Genomic DNA, 13,912 nt, shown 5'->3' with positions numbered 1-13,912 from the left:
CGGCTGCGTCGCGTCTTGTTCCTGCACGGTTCCCGACCATCAGAACATTGTCCATCCCCCGGTCAGGGTCCGTCCCCCGGGCAGGGGTGGTTCCCGGTCAGGCCCGGCTGTCCTGTTCACCCACGAGAGTGCCGATCTTCTCACCCTTGACGGCGCGCGCGATATTTCCCTCCGCCAGAAGCTCGAACACGAGGATCGGCAGTTTGTTGTCGCGGCACAGAGTGATCGCCGTGGCGTCGGCGACCTTGAGTTCGCGGGTGATGACCTCGCCGTAGCCGAGGGAGTCGAACTTGACCGCGTCCGGGTTGGTCTTGGGGTCGGAGTCGTAGACCCCGTCCACACCGTTCTTACCCATCAGCAGCGCCTCGGCGTCGATCTCCAGGGCACGCTGGGCGGCGGTGGTGTCGGTGGAGAAGTACGGCATGCCCATACCGGCGCCGAAGATGACGACGCGGCCCTTCTCCAGGTGGCGCACGGCGCGCAGCGGGATGTACGGCTCGGCGACCTGGCCCATGGTGATGGCGGTCTGGACCCGGCTGTCGATGCCCTCCTTCTCCAGGAAGTCCTGGAGGGCGAGGCAGTTCATCACGGTGCCGAGCATGCCCATGTAGTCGGACCGGGCGCGGTCCATGCCGCGCTGCTGGAGTTCGGCGCCGCGGAAGAAGTTGCCGCCGCCGATGACGACCGCGACCTGCGCGCCGTCCCGTACGACGGCCGCGATCTCGCGGGCGATCTTGTGCACCACGTCGGGGTCCACGCCCAGGCCCCCACCGCCGGAGAAGGCCTCTCCGGACAGCTTCAGCAGAAACCGGCCGCGTACTTTGCCGTCATCGCTCTTCTGGGCCTTGGTGGTCATGGGGTTCCCGCCTCTTTCACCTGTTGCACATACGAAGAAGGCCACTGCCGGTGGGGCGTTTCGCATCCCATGCGCGGCAATGGCCTCCTCGTCAATTCTGCTGTCGTCCGTCACGCGTGTACGGGACGGCATACGCGAGCGACACGGACGACTCGGACGACTGCTGTCGACCCTAGCGGGGTCGCGCGTCGATCGCTGTAATGACTCAGATGCCGACCTTGATGCGCGAGAAACGCTTCAGGGTGACACCGGCCTCGTCCAGGATCTTCTGGACGGACTTCTTGTTGTCGAGCGCGTACGGCTGGCCCAGCAGCGTGGCGTCCTTGAAGAAGCCGTTGAGGCGACCCTCGACGATCTTCGGCAGGGCGGCCTCCGGCTTGCCCTCGGCGCGGGTGGTCTCCTCGGCGACGCGGCGCTCGGACTCGACGACCTCGGCCGGGACGTCCTCCTTGGAGAGGTACTTCGGCGCGAAGGCGGCGATGTGCTGGGCGACGCCCTTGGCCACCTCGGCGTTCGGCTTGTCGAGCTCGACGAGGACACCGATCTGCGGCGGCAGGTCGGGCATCGTGCGGTGCATGTACGCCGTCACGAAGCCGTCGGAGAACTGCGCGAAGCGGTCCAGGACGATCTTCTCGCCGAGGTTGGCGTTGGCCTCGTCCACGAACGCCTGGACGGTCTTGCCGGCCTCGATCTCGGAGGCGAGCAGCGCCTCGATGTCGGCCGGGGAGGTCCTGGCGACGTGCTCGGCGATGGCCGTGGCCGCGGCCTGGAACTTCTCGCCCTTGGCGACGAAGTCCGTCTCGCACTTCAGCTCGACCAGGACACCGGAGCTGTTGTCGTCGGCGATGACGGAGACCACGGCGCCGTTCTCGGCGGAGCGGCCCTCGCGCTTGGCGACGCCCTTCTGGCCCTTGATGCGGAGCTCCTCGACGGCCTTCTCGACGTTGCCATCGGCCTCGTCCAGCGCCTTCTTGCAGTCCATCATGCCGGCGCCGGTGAGCTCGCGGAGCTTCTTGACGTCGGCGGCGGTGTAGTTCGCCATGAGTCTGTGAATCTTTCTCGAAGTCTGGAGGATCGAAGATCTACGGGGTTGCGATCCACATACAGCCGTGGATCTCTGACGCGCCGTTGACCTACGGGTGAACGGCGGGAGCGGACTTCACCGCGCCGGAGGCGCTGTGGGATGCAGTGCCGCTCCCGCCGTCAACGCCCTGGTGTCAGGCCTGCTCGGCGTCAGCGGCCGGAGCGGCTTCGGCGGCCGGAGCAGCCTCGGCGGCCGGGGCCTCGGCCGGCTTCTCGGCCTCGGCGGCCGGGGTGGCCTCGGCGGCCGGGGTCTCCTCGGCCTTCTTCTCGCCACCCTCAAGCAGGTCGCGCTCCCACTCGGCGAGCGGCTCGCCCGCGGCCTTCTCGCCCTCGGTCTTGACGCCCGAGCGGGCGATGAGGCCCTCGGCGACGGCGTCGGCGATCACGCGGGTGAGCAGGGTGACGGAGCGGATCGCGTCGTCGTTGCCCGGGATCTTGTAGTCGACCTCGTCGGGGTCGCAGTTGGTGTCGAGGATGGCGACGACCGGGATGTTGAGCTTCCGGGCCTCACCGACCGCGATGTGCTCCTTCTTGGTGTCCACGATCCAGACGGCGCTGGGCACCTTCTGCATCTCGCGGATACCACCGAGGGTCTTCTCCAGCTTGGCCTTCTCGCGGGAGAGGACCAGCAGCTCCTTCTTGGTCAGACCGGAGGACGCCACGTCCTCGAAGTCGATCTGCTCAAGCTCCTTCAGGCGCTGCAGACGCTTGTAGACGGTCGAGAAGTTGGTGAGCATGCCGCCCAGCCAGCGCTGGTTGACGTAGGGCATGCCGACGCGGGTGGCCTGCTCGGCGATGGCCTCCTGCGCCTGCTTCTTCGTGCCGACGAACATGACCGTGCCGCCGTGGGCGACGGTCTCCTTGACGAACTCGTAGGCGCGGTCGATGTACGACAGCGACTGGAGCAGGTCGATGATGTAGATGCCGTTGCGCTCGGTGAAGATGAAGCGCTTCATCTTCGGGTTCCAGCGACGGGTCTGGTGACCGAAGTGGACGCCGCTTTCCAGCAGCTCCCGCATCGTGACGACGGCCATGGCCGTTCTCCTTGTGTTTCTCGGTTGTGCCGCGGGTGCCGGACGGCACCCGCGCCTGACGCCCACGACGCGCCGTGCCGCGAAGGACCGAGGGGCGCTGATACGGACCACTGACGGGCCTCGTATCGGGGCGTGCGAAGTCGACCCGGTGGCCCGGGTCGCCACCAGAAGTGTACGGGACCCAAGGGGCCCCGGGTGACGCCGATATCCACAACCCGCCGGTGGTCCACAGATCCCGGCCATGATCGACCGCATTGCGGCACGGTGCTCGTATGCGAGCGAAACGATGTGCGGCGAAACGACGTGCGTGGACGTGGCTGGACCTGCCGTGGCCGCGCCTGCCGTGGCCGCGCCTGCTCCTGGCACTGACGGTCACGGCCGTGGCGGTGATCCCACCCGGAGCGATCCCGTTAGGAGCGGGCGCTGGCGGCTCGGCGTGGCAGGGGCACGACGTGCCTGGCGCGTCCTTGGCGGGCGCGGTCCCGCCGACGGCCGCGGGGCGGGAGATGCCCTCCGCGGGGGCCGGACCTGGCGGCGCGGAGGAGTCGTCGAAACCCGGGAAGGGCCCGGCCGGGCCGCCGGGCGCCGACACGTCCCTACCGGCCGTCGGGCGGAACTGGCCCGTGGGGCCCGTGGGCCGGCGCCCGTTGGTCCTACGGGGCTGGGAACCCCCTGCGACGGCGTACGGCCGCGGTCACCGGGGCGTGGACCTGGCGGCGGCCGCCGATGCCCCGGTACGCGCCGTCGCGCCCGGCCGTGTGTCCTTCGCGGGCCTGGTCGCGGGGCGCGGAGTCGTCTCGGTGGAGCTGACAGGCACGGGCGATCCGCCCCTGCGGACGACCTACGAACCGGTGCGGGCCTCGGTGAAGGAGGGCGACGAGGTGGGCGCGGGCGATGTCCTGGGCTTCCTCGAACCCGGCGCCTCCCACTGCCCGTCGTCGTGCCTTCACTGGGGCCTGCTCAGAGCCGACGTCTATCTGGACCCACTGTCCTTGCTGCCCCCGTGGCTGCTGGCGAGAGGGCCGTCACGACTGCTGCCGGTGATCGGGGTGCCGGGCTGACTGGAGGTGAATGTGGTACCGCAGTAACTGCCGATGATCGGAGTACCGGGGTGATTCTTGGTGAATCGGGATGCCGGAGTTACTGCCGCTGATCGGGTACCGGGGTGGCTGTTGGTGAATGCGATACCGGGGTGGACTGCCGGGGTGCCGGGGTGCGCTGCCGATCGCCGGAGTACCGGAGCAATCGATGAACCGGCGTAACGGAGCCTCAGCCCCGAACCCCCCGCAACGCCATCGCGACCGCCGCCTCGGTGATCGACTCGGGGTCCTCCGCCGCGCCGAGCTCGATCCGCCGCACGGCCGCGTCGACCACGCCCTGGAGCAGCATCGCGGCCAGCCGGGGCTGTGTGTGCCCCAGGGCACCCAGCGCCTCGACGATCATCGTTGCGAGCCCACCGTGCGCGGCGCGGATCTTCTCCCGCGCCCCCGCGTCGAGCTCACTCGCCGAGATCGCGACGACGGCCCGGTGCCGCCGGTCCCCGACCAGCGCCAGCTGCTGCCGCACATACGCCTCGACCTTGCCCTCGGGGCTGTCCGCGACGGCCATCACAGCCTCGACCTCCGCCGCCCAGAGGGGGAAGTCGACCTCGCAGAGCTCCTCGACCACGGCGGCCCGCGACCGGAAGTACTCGTACACGGACGACCGCGCGAGTCCCGTGCGCTCGGCGAGCGCGGGGAACGTCAGCGCCTCCGTCCCGCCCTCGGACAACAAGGAGCGCGCCGCGTCCAGCAGGGCGGCACGCTGCATCGACCGGTGCTCGGCCACGGAGGCCGCTCGAATCCTTGGCACGTCAGCCACTTTACGGACGAATCACCGACCACGGGAGACGCTTCGTCCGACGGGACGGCCTCCGGCCAGGTCAACGGCCGAAACTCGCCAGCTTCGCCCGTAGCTGGAGCACGGACTTGGTGTGGATCTGACTGACCCGGCTCTCCGTCACCCCGAGCACGTTGCCGATCTCCGCGAGTGTGAGGCCCTCGTAGTAGTACAGCGTGACGACGGTCTTCTCCCGCTCCGGCAGGGTGTTGATCGCCCGCGCCAGAAACCGTCTGAGCTCCCGGTCCTCCGCCACCTCCACGGGGTTGTCGGCGGCGGTGTCCTCCAGCGTGTCCATCAGGCTCAGCCGGTCGCCGCCCTCGCCCCCGACGTGCAGCAACTCCTCCAGGGCCACCACGTTCGCCAGCGACAGCTGGCTGAACACCGCGTGGAGTTCCTCCACGGCGATGCCCATCTCGGCGGCCACCTCGCCCTCGGACGGGGTGCGGCGCAGCCGTGCTTCCAAGGTGGCGTAGGCCCGCTCGACGTTGCGCGCCTTCTGCCGTACGGACCGGGGGATCCAGTCCAGCGCCCGCAGTTCGTCGATCATCGCGCCCCGGATGCGTGTGATCGCGTACGTCTCGAACTTGATCTCCCGGTCGATGTCGAACTTCTCGATCGCGTCGATCAGCCCGAACACCCCGGACGACACGAAGTCCGCCTGTTCGACATTGGCCGGCAGGCCGACGCTCACCCGGCCCGCGACGTACTTGACCAGCGGCGAGTAGTGCAGGATCAGCTGCTCGCGCAGCCGCTCGTCGCCCGTCGCCTTGTACGACCGCCACAGCTCGTCGAGCGTCGAGGGGGCGGGCGGTCGCACGTCGACGCGGGTGGCTGGGGGAACTGCCGCCCGATCGGACCCGGAGTGGTGCTGGGGCATTCGTCGCCTTGTGCCGTTCTGCCGTGAACTGGTGCTGCCTGGTACCTGGTGCCTGCTGCCAGTGTCGAGTTGCCGTCTGCGTCTTGCCGTCTGCGTCGTCCTGCCGTCTACGCCGGAATCCTCGTGAGCGTAGCGTGACTGGAGCGTCGCAGTGCGCGAAGGGCGAGGGATCGCCCGTACGCGAACCCCTTCCGCCGGGCGCTCCCCGGGGTCACATCTGTCGCACTGCGTAACCCCGCGGAGGCACCAACTCCGGGAATTGCCGGGGCAGTCGGCGTTCCCCCGGACGGCCGAACACGCTCGGTCAGCATCGGCGTCGATCGGATGAGCCGGAGATCATGGCCTGGCGTGTCAACTTCCAGCCCTCGCCGTGTCGTTCGACGTAGCCAAGTGCTCGGAGTTCGTACAGTTTGCCGACCGCGTCGTCCTCCGCCGTGCCGGCACCGCGGGCGATCGCACGCGCCGTCGCGGCCCGGCGAGCGGGAAGCGCGTCGAGGACTCGCCGGGCCCCTGGTTCCAGCAGGTCACGCGGCAGTACGGGCCCATGCCGGTCGGGCGCCAGCTCGCCCATGTCGCCGATCAGCTCGGTCACCTCGGCGGCATCGGTGACCAGCGTGGCCTCGCCGCGCAGCAGCTCGTGCACACCCGCCGACAGCCCGCTGGTCGCCGGTCCGGGCACGCCCATCGTGAACCGCCCCAGCCGCTGCGCGGCCCGCGCCGTCACGAGCGCGCCGCTGCGGTACGCGGCCTCGACGATCACGGTCCCCCGCGTGAGCGCGGCGATGACCCGGTTGCGGAGGATGAACCTGCTGGGTGTCGGATGGTCCCCAGGAGGCAGCTCTCCGACCACGAGCCCCTGTTCGGCGATCCTGCTGATCAGCTGGGTGTGCCCTCGGGGGTAGGGCCGGTCCACCCCGCAGGCCAGCACGGCGACGGTCGCGCCCGCGGCCCCGAGAGCCCCTCGGTGGGCGGCCCCGTCGACGCCGTACGCCCCACCGGACACGACGACCCACCCCCGCTCGGCAAGCCCTGCCCCCAGCTCGGCCGCCATGTGGGCCCCGTACTCCGTACAGGCCCGGGCGCCCACCACGGCGACCGACCGCAACGCCCACATCCGCAGACTGACCTGCCCCCGCACCCACAGCCCGACGGGCCGTGTGTCCCCCAGGTCGTCCAGTTGCCCGGGCCACTCGACGTCCCCGGGGCAGACGAACCGGGCTCCGGCGTCTTGTGCCTGCGCGAGGTCCCGCTGCGGATCCGCACGCTCGGCGCGGGCACGCAGCCCTGCCCATCGCTTCTCCGAGGCCCCCGGCAACGGTCGTCCTCCCCCGGTGAGCCGCCGCACCGTCTCCCGGACGCCGAGCTCGCGGAGCCACCGCCCCCCAAGCTCGTCTCCCGGCTCGGTGACCCGGGAAAGAAAGACCCGGTCGAGCCGCTCGGCCTCGGAGAGGCCGCCCGCGCTCACGGCTGCTCCTCACTCTGCCGCCGGACACTGTTCATGACCGCGCTCCGATCGCCATGGGCACTCCACGGGGCACACCGGTCCGCAACTGCAGTGCGAGGCCGACGTCCATGCCGTCCGGCCGGTCGTGCCCCACGAGGTCTGCGACGGTCCAGGCGACCCGCAGTACGCGGTCGAGGCCCCGCGCGGTCAGCGCACCCCTCTCCAGGCCGCGCTCGGCTTCGTCCATGGCGCCCGGCGTGGCATACCACCGGCTGCGCAGCTCCCGCCCGGGAACCTCGCTGTTCGTCCGCCACGGAGTGCCGGCCAGGCGCGCGGCCGCCCGCTCCCTGGCCGCGCGCACCCGGTCGGCGACCGCCGCCGTGGACTCGCCGCCCGCGCTGCGCTCCGTCAGCTCGGAGCGGGTCACACGGTCGACCTCCACCCTGAGGTCGACCCGGTCGAGGAGCGGGCCGGAGAGGCGGGCCTGGTAGCGGCGGATCGAGAGGGGCGGGCACTCGCACAGGTCGTCCTTCTGCGAGAAGCGGCCGCACGGACACGGATTGGCCGCGAGCACCATCAGGAACTTCGCCGGGAACCGCACCACGCCCGCACTGCGAGCGATCACGACGTGCCCAGCCTCCAGCGGCTGCCGCAAGGCGTCGAGGGCCTGGCCGCTGAACTCGGGTGTCTCGTCCAGGAAGAGCACCCCTCGATGAGCCAGCGACACCGCACCCGGCCGAGCGACACCCTGGCCACCGCCGACGAGTGCCTGCATGGTGGCCGAGTGGTGTGGGGCGCAGTAAGGCGGGACGTCGACCAGGGGCTTGCCCGCGGGCAGCAGGCCGGCCACCGAGTGGACGGCCGTGACCTCCAGCGAATCCTGCCTGCTCAGCGACGGCAGGAGGGCCGGCAGCCGCTCGGCGAGCATCGTCTTGCCGGCACCTGGCGGACCTTCCAGGAAGAGATGGTGTCCGCCGGCCGCGGCGACCTCGACCGCGGTCCGCGCCGAGAGCTGGCCGACGACGTCGGCGAGGTCGTGCCCGTGGTCGTGGTGCGCGGCACCCACGCTGTGCATGCCTGTGGCCGCGCCCACCCCCGGCACCCGCAGGCCGGCCATCAGCGGGTCCGGGCGGGTGTCGTCCGGTTCCTCGTCGGGTACGGGTTCGTCGGTGAGCACCGCGATGAGCTGGCGCAGGCTGCGCACGCCCAGCACGGACACGCCCGGCACCAGCGCCGCCTCCGCCGCCGCGCATTCCGGGACCACCACCTGCTCGTAGCCCGCGTCGGCGGCGGCCAGCACCGCGGGGAGGATGCCCCGCACCGGACGGACCCGGCCGTCGAGCCCCAGCTCGCCGATCATCACGATGTCGGCGAGGACGCGTGGGTCGATCCGCTCGGAGGCGCCCAGGACGGCGCTGGCGACGGCGAGATCGAATCCGCTGCCCGCCTTCGGCACCGACGCGGGGCTCAGCCCCACGGTGAGCTTCTTCTGGGGCCACTCGGCGCCGGAGTTGACCATGGCCGCCCTGACCCGGTCCCGGCTCTCCGTCAGGCTTTTGTCGGGCAGTCCCACCAGTGTGAACGCCGCGACACCCGGTTCGAGATCGGCCTGGACCTCGACGACGACGCCTTCGACGCCGACCAGTGCCACCGCACACGTACGGGCGAATCCCATCAGGCCACCCCTCGCACGTGCTCGACGACGGCGGCGCCGCGCTCGGGCAGGACCACGCCCACCAGGTCGATGCGCACGCCGCCCGGCGGCGCCCCGCCGTGCGCGTGGAGCCAGTGTTCGGCGAGTTCACGCAGGCGTCCGGCCTTGGCCGGGGTGACGGCGGCCATCGGATGTTCGAAACTGCCGCTGCTGCGGGTCTTCACCTCGCAGACGACGAGGATGTCGCCGTCCCTGGCCACGATGTCGATCTCGCCGGTCCTACCACAGCGCCAGTTGCGCTCCAGGACGGTCATCCCGGCCTCGGTCAGCCGCCGGGCGGCCAGCTCTTCCCCGTACTTGCCGATCGCACTGCGTGCGTTGCGTGTGTTGCGTGTGTTCATGTCGGCACCACCTCCGGCGCCAACGGTCACGCATCCGCCTCCACACAGTGGATCTTGGTGGACAACTCAGCGGCTGTGGACAACTCCGTCACTCACACGAGGGGCCCACACCGTCATCGGGCCGGGAGCCGGATCCCTCGCCCACCCGGGAGCCCCGGAGCCCCGGATCACTCACCCGCCCGGAAGCTCCAGATCGCTCTTGTTCAGCTCCTCAATGTTCACGTCCTTGAACGTCAGAACGCGTACCTGCTTCACGAAACGGGCCGGGCGGTACATGTCCCACACCCAGGCGTCCGCCATCGACACCTCGAAGAACACCTCACCCTGGACCGAGTGCACCTGCATCTCGTAGTCGTTGGTCAGGTAGAAACGTCGCTCGGTCTCGATCACGTATTTGAACAGACCGACGACATCGCGGTACTCCCGGTAGAGCTTCAGCTCCATCTCGGTCTCGTACTTTTCGAGGTCCTCGGCGCTCATGGCATGTTCCCCTTCAGCCGTGCGTCCCCCTATTGTGCGCCAGCCCCGTGAGCCACTAGACGATTTCCGTGTCGAGGACCTCGGGCCTGGCCGGGGGACCTTCGTCGAGCAGCCTGCGCAGGAGCTCGGCGAACCTGGTCGGATACACCGTCTCATGCGCTTCGGTCAGTTCCTGACAGGTCCACCAGCGTGCTCCGGCGACGCTGCGGCGTTCCAGGTCGGTGAAGCCTGCGGCCACGGTCGTGGTCTGACGCGTACGGGCCAGGTAGTACCACTCGTCCTGGTCCCAGCGACGGCCCGCGAACGGAAAGGAACATCTGCGCCGCCACAGCACCGGGCCGAGTTCCACCTCGGTGATGCCGGTCTCCTCCGCGAGTTCCCGCAGCGCGGCCTCCTCGCGCGTCTCCACGCCCTCCAGGCCGCCGCCTGGCGTGAACCACCAGTCGTCCACAGGATCGTCCGGTTCGTGGCCGTGCAGCAGCAGGACGCGCTCCTGCGTGTCCAGCAGCACGACCCTGGCCACCTTGCGCAGGCCGCCCTCGTACGTCGCCTCAGCGGGCACGGGCCGGCTCCGTCGCCGTCGTCATGCGCCGACGCGTGGCCATGCGCTGGGCGATCGGCCCGTGTGCCGCGCCGCCCAGCACGAGCACCGCGCCGACGATGATCGCGGCCGTGATCAGCCGCAGCGGACCCGGCGACGAGAGTGAGCCGAGCGTCTCGAAGCCCGTGGGGCGGGCCAGCATGCCGTCCATGGGCCAGACGACGGCATCGACCCGCGCGTCCACGGAGTTGCGCGGCACCGTGCCGCTGCCGGCCTCCGTGAGGTGGGCCGTGGAGTCCAGGGAGCCGCTGCGCTCGTCGCCGAGGAGGAAGAGCCGTCCCTCGGGCACCGTGATCTCCGGGATGCCCATTGCCTCCGCGTCCTGGCCCTCGGGGAGGTACGCCTCGTCGATCTTCTTGCCGTTGACGGTCAGCTTGCCGTCCGTGCAGCAGGCGACCTTGTCTCCGCCGACCGCGACGACCCGCTTGACCATGGGCATGTCGCCCCAGCTCTTCTGACTGAAGACGACGACGTCACCGCGCTTGATCGCGCCGCCGTCGATCCGCTCGGCGAGGACCCGGTCCCCCGCCGTGATGGTGGGCGCCATCGAGTCGGTGGGCACGGTGTACGGCTGGTAGACAAAGGCACCCCAGGCGAATCCGCCGAGGAAGAGCACACAGCCGAGGGCCACGGCCAGTCCCGACAGCGTGCTGCCGAGCCGTCCGCGGCCCTCGTCCGTACGGCCTGTCGTCCCGCTCATCCCAGTGCTCCCCCAGGTCGGAGAGCCAACCTCCCGAGGACCGTGCGCGGCCGCGGGAGATCGGCGATCTGGGACGGCACCCTACCCGGCGGTACCGCCGCCAGAAACCCTGGGGTTTCCGACGGTAAGGACGCGGCGCCGGCGCCACAGCACCAGCGGAACCGCTCCCGCGAGACCGAGCGCACCGGGAGCCGCGGCGCTCAGGTCCTGGTCGAAGGTGTCGGGAATCGGCAGCGTGTCCCAGCGAGTGGGCGGCCAGGCGATGACGATGGCGCGGCCCACGACGCTGCCCACGGGGACGAAGCCCTCGTTCTTGTCGTTCTGGTGGTAGCGGGAGTCCAGCGAGTTCTGCCGGTGGTCACCCATGACCCAGATTTTGCCCTCGGGTACCTTCACCTTGAACTGGCCGCCCTGGTCGTCCATGCTGCACGGGGTGTTGCCCGGGTAGACGTACGGCTCGTACAGCACCTTGCCGTTGACCCTCAGGGGGCCGGTGTTCTTGCACTCGATGGTGTCGCCCCCGACGCCGACGACCCGCTTGATGAGGTCCTTCTCCTCGGAGGAGGGCATCAGGCCGACCCAGCTGAGCACGCGCTGCACGGGGTTGGGCTCGGGCGTGGGCTCGCCCGAGAGCCAGTTGTCCGGGTCGTGGAAGACGACGACCTCGCCCCGCTCGGGCTCGGAGCCGAACCACGGGGTGAGCTTGTCGACCAGGACCCGGTCGCCCTGCTGCAGGGTGTTCTGCATCGAGTCCGAGGGGATCGAGAACGCCTGCACCAGGAAAGTCTTGATCAGCAGCGCGAGGACCAGCGCGATGACGACGAGGAGCGGCAGTTCCTTCCAGAAGGACCGCTGCTTCCTCCTCTGCTGGCCTCCCGCATCGTCGCCCGCGGTGTTGTCCGCACCGTCCCCGGGGCTCTCGCCGTCCCTGGAGCCCTCGGCGTCACTGCGGTTCTCGGCGTCACCGCGGTTCTGGGCGTCCGGGGAGTCACTCCCGGAGCCCGCGGAACCTCCGGTACCACCAGGGCCTGCGGCGTTCCTGGAGCTCGCCGCGTCCTCCGCGGCCGGGGAAGCCGCTTCGTCGGGCCGCTCCGGCTGCTCCTCGGGGCCACCGGGTCCGGATCGTGCGCCGACCGCCAAATCCCCCACATCCACTCCTCACGCCGTACCGCCGCCTACGCCTCATCCGGTGCAGGCCCACCACTCCCATAACGAGCGGGAGTTCCGCAGGGGTCGGGAGCGGGATCAATCCATTCAGACCCGCTGAGGCCACCCTATGCGACGCGCCGAGAGCGGTGGTCGACCCGCTCGGCACGGACGCGTACGTGTCCGGTTCCTCCAACTGGCTCCAGTTGCCGATGGGCCAGGCGATGACCACGGCACGGCCGACGACGGAGTCCTCGGAGACGGTGCCGTTGTACGACTCGGTGCGGTGGTAGCGCGAGTCGGCGGAGTTGGCACGGTGATCGCCCATGACCCAGAAGCGGCCCGGAGGCACCGCCACCTCGAACTTGATCGACGACGGTGCGTTGCCGGTGCGGATGTACGGCTCGTTGAGCGGCATGCCGTTGACCGTGACGCGCCCCTGGGTGTCGCAGCACTTGACGGTGTCTCCGCCGACCGCGACGACCCGCTTGATCAGGTCCCGTTCGTTGTCGGAGGGCAGCAGTCCGATGAACTGCAGGCCCTCCTTGATCTGCTTGATCACGACGGGGTCGTCCTGCTTCACCGTCGTCTGCTCGTCCTCCAGCCAGCCGCCGGGGTCCTTGAACACGACGACGTCCCCGCGCTGCGGCTCGGAGCCGAACCACGGGGTGAGCTTGTCGACCAGGACCCGGTCGCCGATCTGGATCGTGTTCTCCATCGAGCCCGACGGGATCACGAACGCCTGGACCAGGAAGGTCTTCAGGACCAGGGCTATGACCACGGCGACACCTATGAGGAGCGGGATCTCCTTGAGGGCCGAGCGGCGCCTGCGGCGCTTGATCTTACGGGCGAGTTTGCGCCGTTCGACTCGGCTCGGCCGGGCTGCTCCACCGGACCGTCGGGCGCCGGTGGGCAGCAGGTTCTCAGCGGGGCTGCTGACGACCCCGCGGGGTTTGCCGCGGTTACCCATGGGCACCGTCCGCGGTGGACGCGGCGGGCACGCGCGCGTAGGCGCCGGGTCGGTCCAGGACCGTCATGTGTCCTACGGGCCAGGTGATCCAGTCGGCTCTGCCGATCACTCTCCCGACCGGGATCATGCCGCCACCCGGCGACCCGAGATGGTCGCGGGAGTCACTGGAGTCACTGCGGTGGTCACCGAGGACGAACAGGGTGCCGTCGGGCACGACCACGTCGAAGGGCACGTCCGACGGGCTGTCCCCCGGGTACAGAAACGCCGACTCGTCGACCGACCGGCCGTTCACCTCAAGCCTCCCCTCCCTGCCGCAGCAGACCACACGGTCTCCCCCAACGCCGACAACGCGCTTGACGTAGTCGGCGTTCCCGAAGTAGTCGGTGCCGTCGAACACCACGACGTCACCCCGCTGCGGCTCGGAACCGAAACGGTACGCCAACTTATTTACGAGAACGCGGTCCCCGATCCTCAATCCGCGCTCCATGGAGCTGCTGGGAATCTGGAACGGCTGGATCACGAACGTGCTGAGCAGCAGCAGGAAAAGCAGGCAAACCAGTGCGGTCAGGGTGATCCGCCCGCCGGGGAGCCAGTCGGCGACACGGGTGCCGAACGAGAAACGCGACCGTCCCTCCGGCTCCGCTGTGTCCGAGATCTCTTCGGAACCGTCCGGCGTCCGGCCGGAGTTGTCCGATGGGATCTCGTCCCCAGAAGGGCGGGAGGAGCGGTCGCGCTCCACGTGATGTGCTTCGGTGTCCATCGGGGCCAGATGCTATCCGGCCCCG

Annotated in this window: 14 protein-coding genes and 1 pseudogene; 1 reads left to right on the top strand and 14 read right to left on the bottom strand. The window is 69.9% G+C overall.

The genetic code is table 11. The features are described 5' to 3' along the window. Window positions 1-97: 97 nt before the first annotated feature. From pyrH to rpsB, 3 genes are all read right to left on the bottom strand, one after another. Window positions 98-856, bottom strand: a complete 759-nt coding sequence (gene pyrH, locus E0500_RS18240) for a UMP kinase (protein WP_131559755.1) — start codon at window positions 854-856, stop codon at window positions 98-100. 205 nt (window positions 857-1,061) lie between these two features. Continuing rightward, window positions 1,062-1,898 carry a translation elongation factor Ts gene (tsf, locus tag E0500_RS18235; protein WP_131559757.1) on the bottom strand — a complete coding sequence of 279 codons (837 nt, stop codon included), beginning with the start codon at window positions 1,896-1,898 and terminating at the stop codon, window positions 1,062-1,064. Window positions 1,899-2,073: 175 nt separating this feature from the next. Then, window positions 2,074-2,973 (bottom strand): 30S ribosomal protein S2, encoded by a 900-nt coding sequence (rpsB, locus tag E0500_RS18230; protein WP_131559759.1) that lies wholly within the window; start codon window positions 2,971-2,973, stop codon window positions 2,074-2,076. A 506-nt stretch (window positions 2,974-3,479) separates the two neighbouring features. On the opposite strand from rpsB, the gene E0500_RS18225 reads away from it, so the two are divergent. After that, window positions 3,480-4,034: a peptidoglycan DD-metalloendopeptidase family protein gene (locus E0500_RS18225; protein WP_131559789.1), complete on the top strand. Its 555-nt coding sequence runs from the start codon at window positions 3,480-3,482 to the stop codon at window positions 4,032-4,034. A 208-nt stretch (window positions 4,035-4,242) separates the two neighbouring features. Here E0500_RS18225 and E0500_RS18220 read toward each other — a convergent pair whose 3' ends face one another. The 11 genes and pseudogenes from E0500_RS18220 to lepB (E0500_RS18170) form a co-directional block, all read right to left on the bottom strand. Beyond that, window positions 4,243-4,800, bottom strand: coding sequence for a TetR/AcrR family transcriptional regulator (locus tag E0500_RS18220; RefSeq protein ID WP_131559791.1), 558 nt, complete (start codon window positions 4,798-4,800; stop codon window positions 4,243-4,245). Between the two features lie 94 nt (window positions 4,801-4,894). After that, window positions 4,895-5,731, bottom strand: coding sequence for an RNA polymerase sigma factor WhiG (whiG, locus tag E0500_RS18215; protein WP_131559761.1), 837 nt, complete (start codon window positions 5,729-5,731; stop codon window positions 4,895-4,897). Window positions 5,732-6,035: 304 nt separating this feature from the next. Beyond that, window positions 6,036-7,196, bottom strand: a complete 1,161-nt coding sequence (gene dprA / locus E0500_RS18210) for a DNA-processing protein DprA (protein WP_131559763.1) — start codon at window positions 7,194-7,196, stop codon at window positions 6,036-6,038. Window positions 7,197-7,227: 31 nt separating this feature from the next. After that, the gene (locus E0500_RS18205) at window positions 7,228-8,850 is read right to left on the bottom strand and encodes a YifB family Mg chelatase-like AAA ATPase (protein ID WP_131559765.1); all 1,623 of its coding nucleotides are present in this window, start codon (window positions 8,848-8,850) and stop codon (window positions 7,228-7,230) included. After that, entirely contained in the window at window positions 8,850-9,230 is a 381-nt protein-coding gene (locus E0500_RS18200) for a YraN family protein (RefSeq protein WP_165934869.1), read from the bottom strand. The genes E0500_RS18205 and E0500_RS18200 overlap by 1 nt, the downstream gene beginning before the upstream one ends. Before the next feature lie 171 nt (window positions 9,231-9,401). Continuing rightward, window positions 9,402-9,710 carry a DUF2469 domain-containing protein gene (locus tag E0500_RS18195; protein ID WP_003965949.1) on the bottom strand — a complete coding sequence of 103 codons (309 nt, stop codon included), beginning with the start codon at window positions 9,708-9,710 and terminating at the stop codon, window positions 9,402-9,404. A gap of 55 nt (window positions 9,711-9,765) precedes the next feature. Further along, entirely contained in the window at window positions 9,766-10,272 is a 507-nt protein-coding gene (locus tag E0500_RS18190) for an NUDIX hydrolase (protein ID WP_131559769.1), read from the bottom strand. Continuing rightward, the gene (lepB, locus tag E0500_RS18185) at window positions 10,262-11,011 is read right to left on the bottom strand and encodes a signal peptidase I (protein WP_131559771.1); all 750 of its coding nucleotides are present in this window, start codon (window positions 11,009-11,011) and stop codon (window positions 10,262-10,264) included. Before lepB (E0500_RS18185) ends, E0500_RS18190 begins: the two co-directional genes overlap by 11 nt. Before the next feature lie 81 nt (window positions 11,012-11,092). After that, window positions 11,093-12,160 (bottom strand): signal peptidase I, encoded by a 1,068-nt coding sequence (gene lepB, locus E0500_RS18180; RefSeq protein ID WP_181587040.1) that lies wholly within the window; start codon window positions 12,158-12,160, stop codon window positions 11,093-11,095. Further along, window positions 12,048-13,127 (bottom strand): annotated as a pseudogene (lepB, locus tag E0500_RS18175) (signal peptidase I); the annotation flags it as partial. The pseudogene lepB (E0500_RS18175) and the gene lepB (E0500_RS18180), both read right to left, overlap by 113 nt. Next, window positions 13,120-13,887, bottom strand: a complete 768-nt coding sequence (gene lepB, locus E0500_RS18170; protein WP_131559775.1) for a signal peptidase I — start codon at window positions 13,885-13,887, stop codon at window positions 13,120-13,122. The pseudogene lepB (E0500_RS18175) and the gene lepB (E0500_RS18170), both read right to left, overlap by 8 nt. Window positions 13,888-13,912: the final 25 nt, after the last annotated feature.

The organism is Streptomyces sp. KM273126 (genome assembly GCF_004337435.2).
GTDB lineage: Bacteria > Actinomycetota > Actinomycetes > Streptomycetales > Streptomycetaceae > Streptomyces > Streptomyces acidicola.
This window is presented reverse-complemented; position numbering and strand designations above follow the sequence as displayed.

Bases quoted from the DNA above. Each gene is read 5' to 3' on its own strand.
- tsf (WP_131559757.1), bottom strand. From the start codon at position 1,898: ATGGCGAACTACACCGCCGCCGACGTCAAGAAGCTCCGCGAGCTCACC.
- E0500_RS18195 (WP_003965949.1), bottom strand. From the start codon at position 9,710: ATGAGCGCCGAGGACCTCGAAAAGTACGAGACCGAGATGGAGCTGAAG.
- rpsB (WP_131559759.1), bottom strand. From the start codon at position 2,973: ATGGCCGTCGTCACGATGCGGGAGCTGCTGGAAAGCGGCGTCCACTTC.
- lepB (WP_131559775.1), bottom strand. From the start codon at position 13,887: ATGGACACCGAAGCACATCACGTGGAGCGCGACCGCTCCTCCCGCCCT.
- lepB (WP_131559771.1), bottom strand. From the start codon at position 11,011: ATGAGCGGGACGACAGGCCGTACGGACGAGGGCCGCGGACGGCTCGGC.
- E0500_RS18200 (WP_165934869.1), bottom strand. From the start codon at position 9,230: ATGAACACACGCAACACACGCAACGCACGCAGTGCGATCGGCAAGTAC.
- pyrH (WP_131559755.1), bottom strand. From the start codon at position 856: ATGACCACCAAGGCCCAGAAGAGCGATGACGGCAAAGTACGCGGCCGG.
- E0500_RS18225 (WP_131559789.1), top strand. From the start codon at position 3,480: ATGCCCTCCGCGGGGGCCGGACCTGGCGGCGCGGAGGAGTCGTCGAAA.
- E0500_RS18205 (WP_131559765.1), bottom strand. From the start codon at position 8,850: ATGGGATTCGCCCGTACGTGTGCGGTGGCACTGGTCGGCGTCGAAGGC.
- whiG (WP_131559761.1), bottom strand. From the start codon at position 5,731: ATGCCCCAGCACCACTCCGGGTCCGATCGGGCGGCAGTTCCCCCAGCC.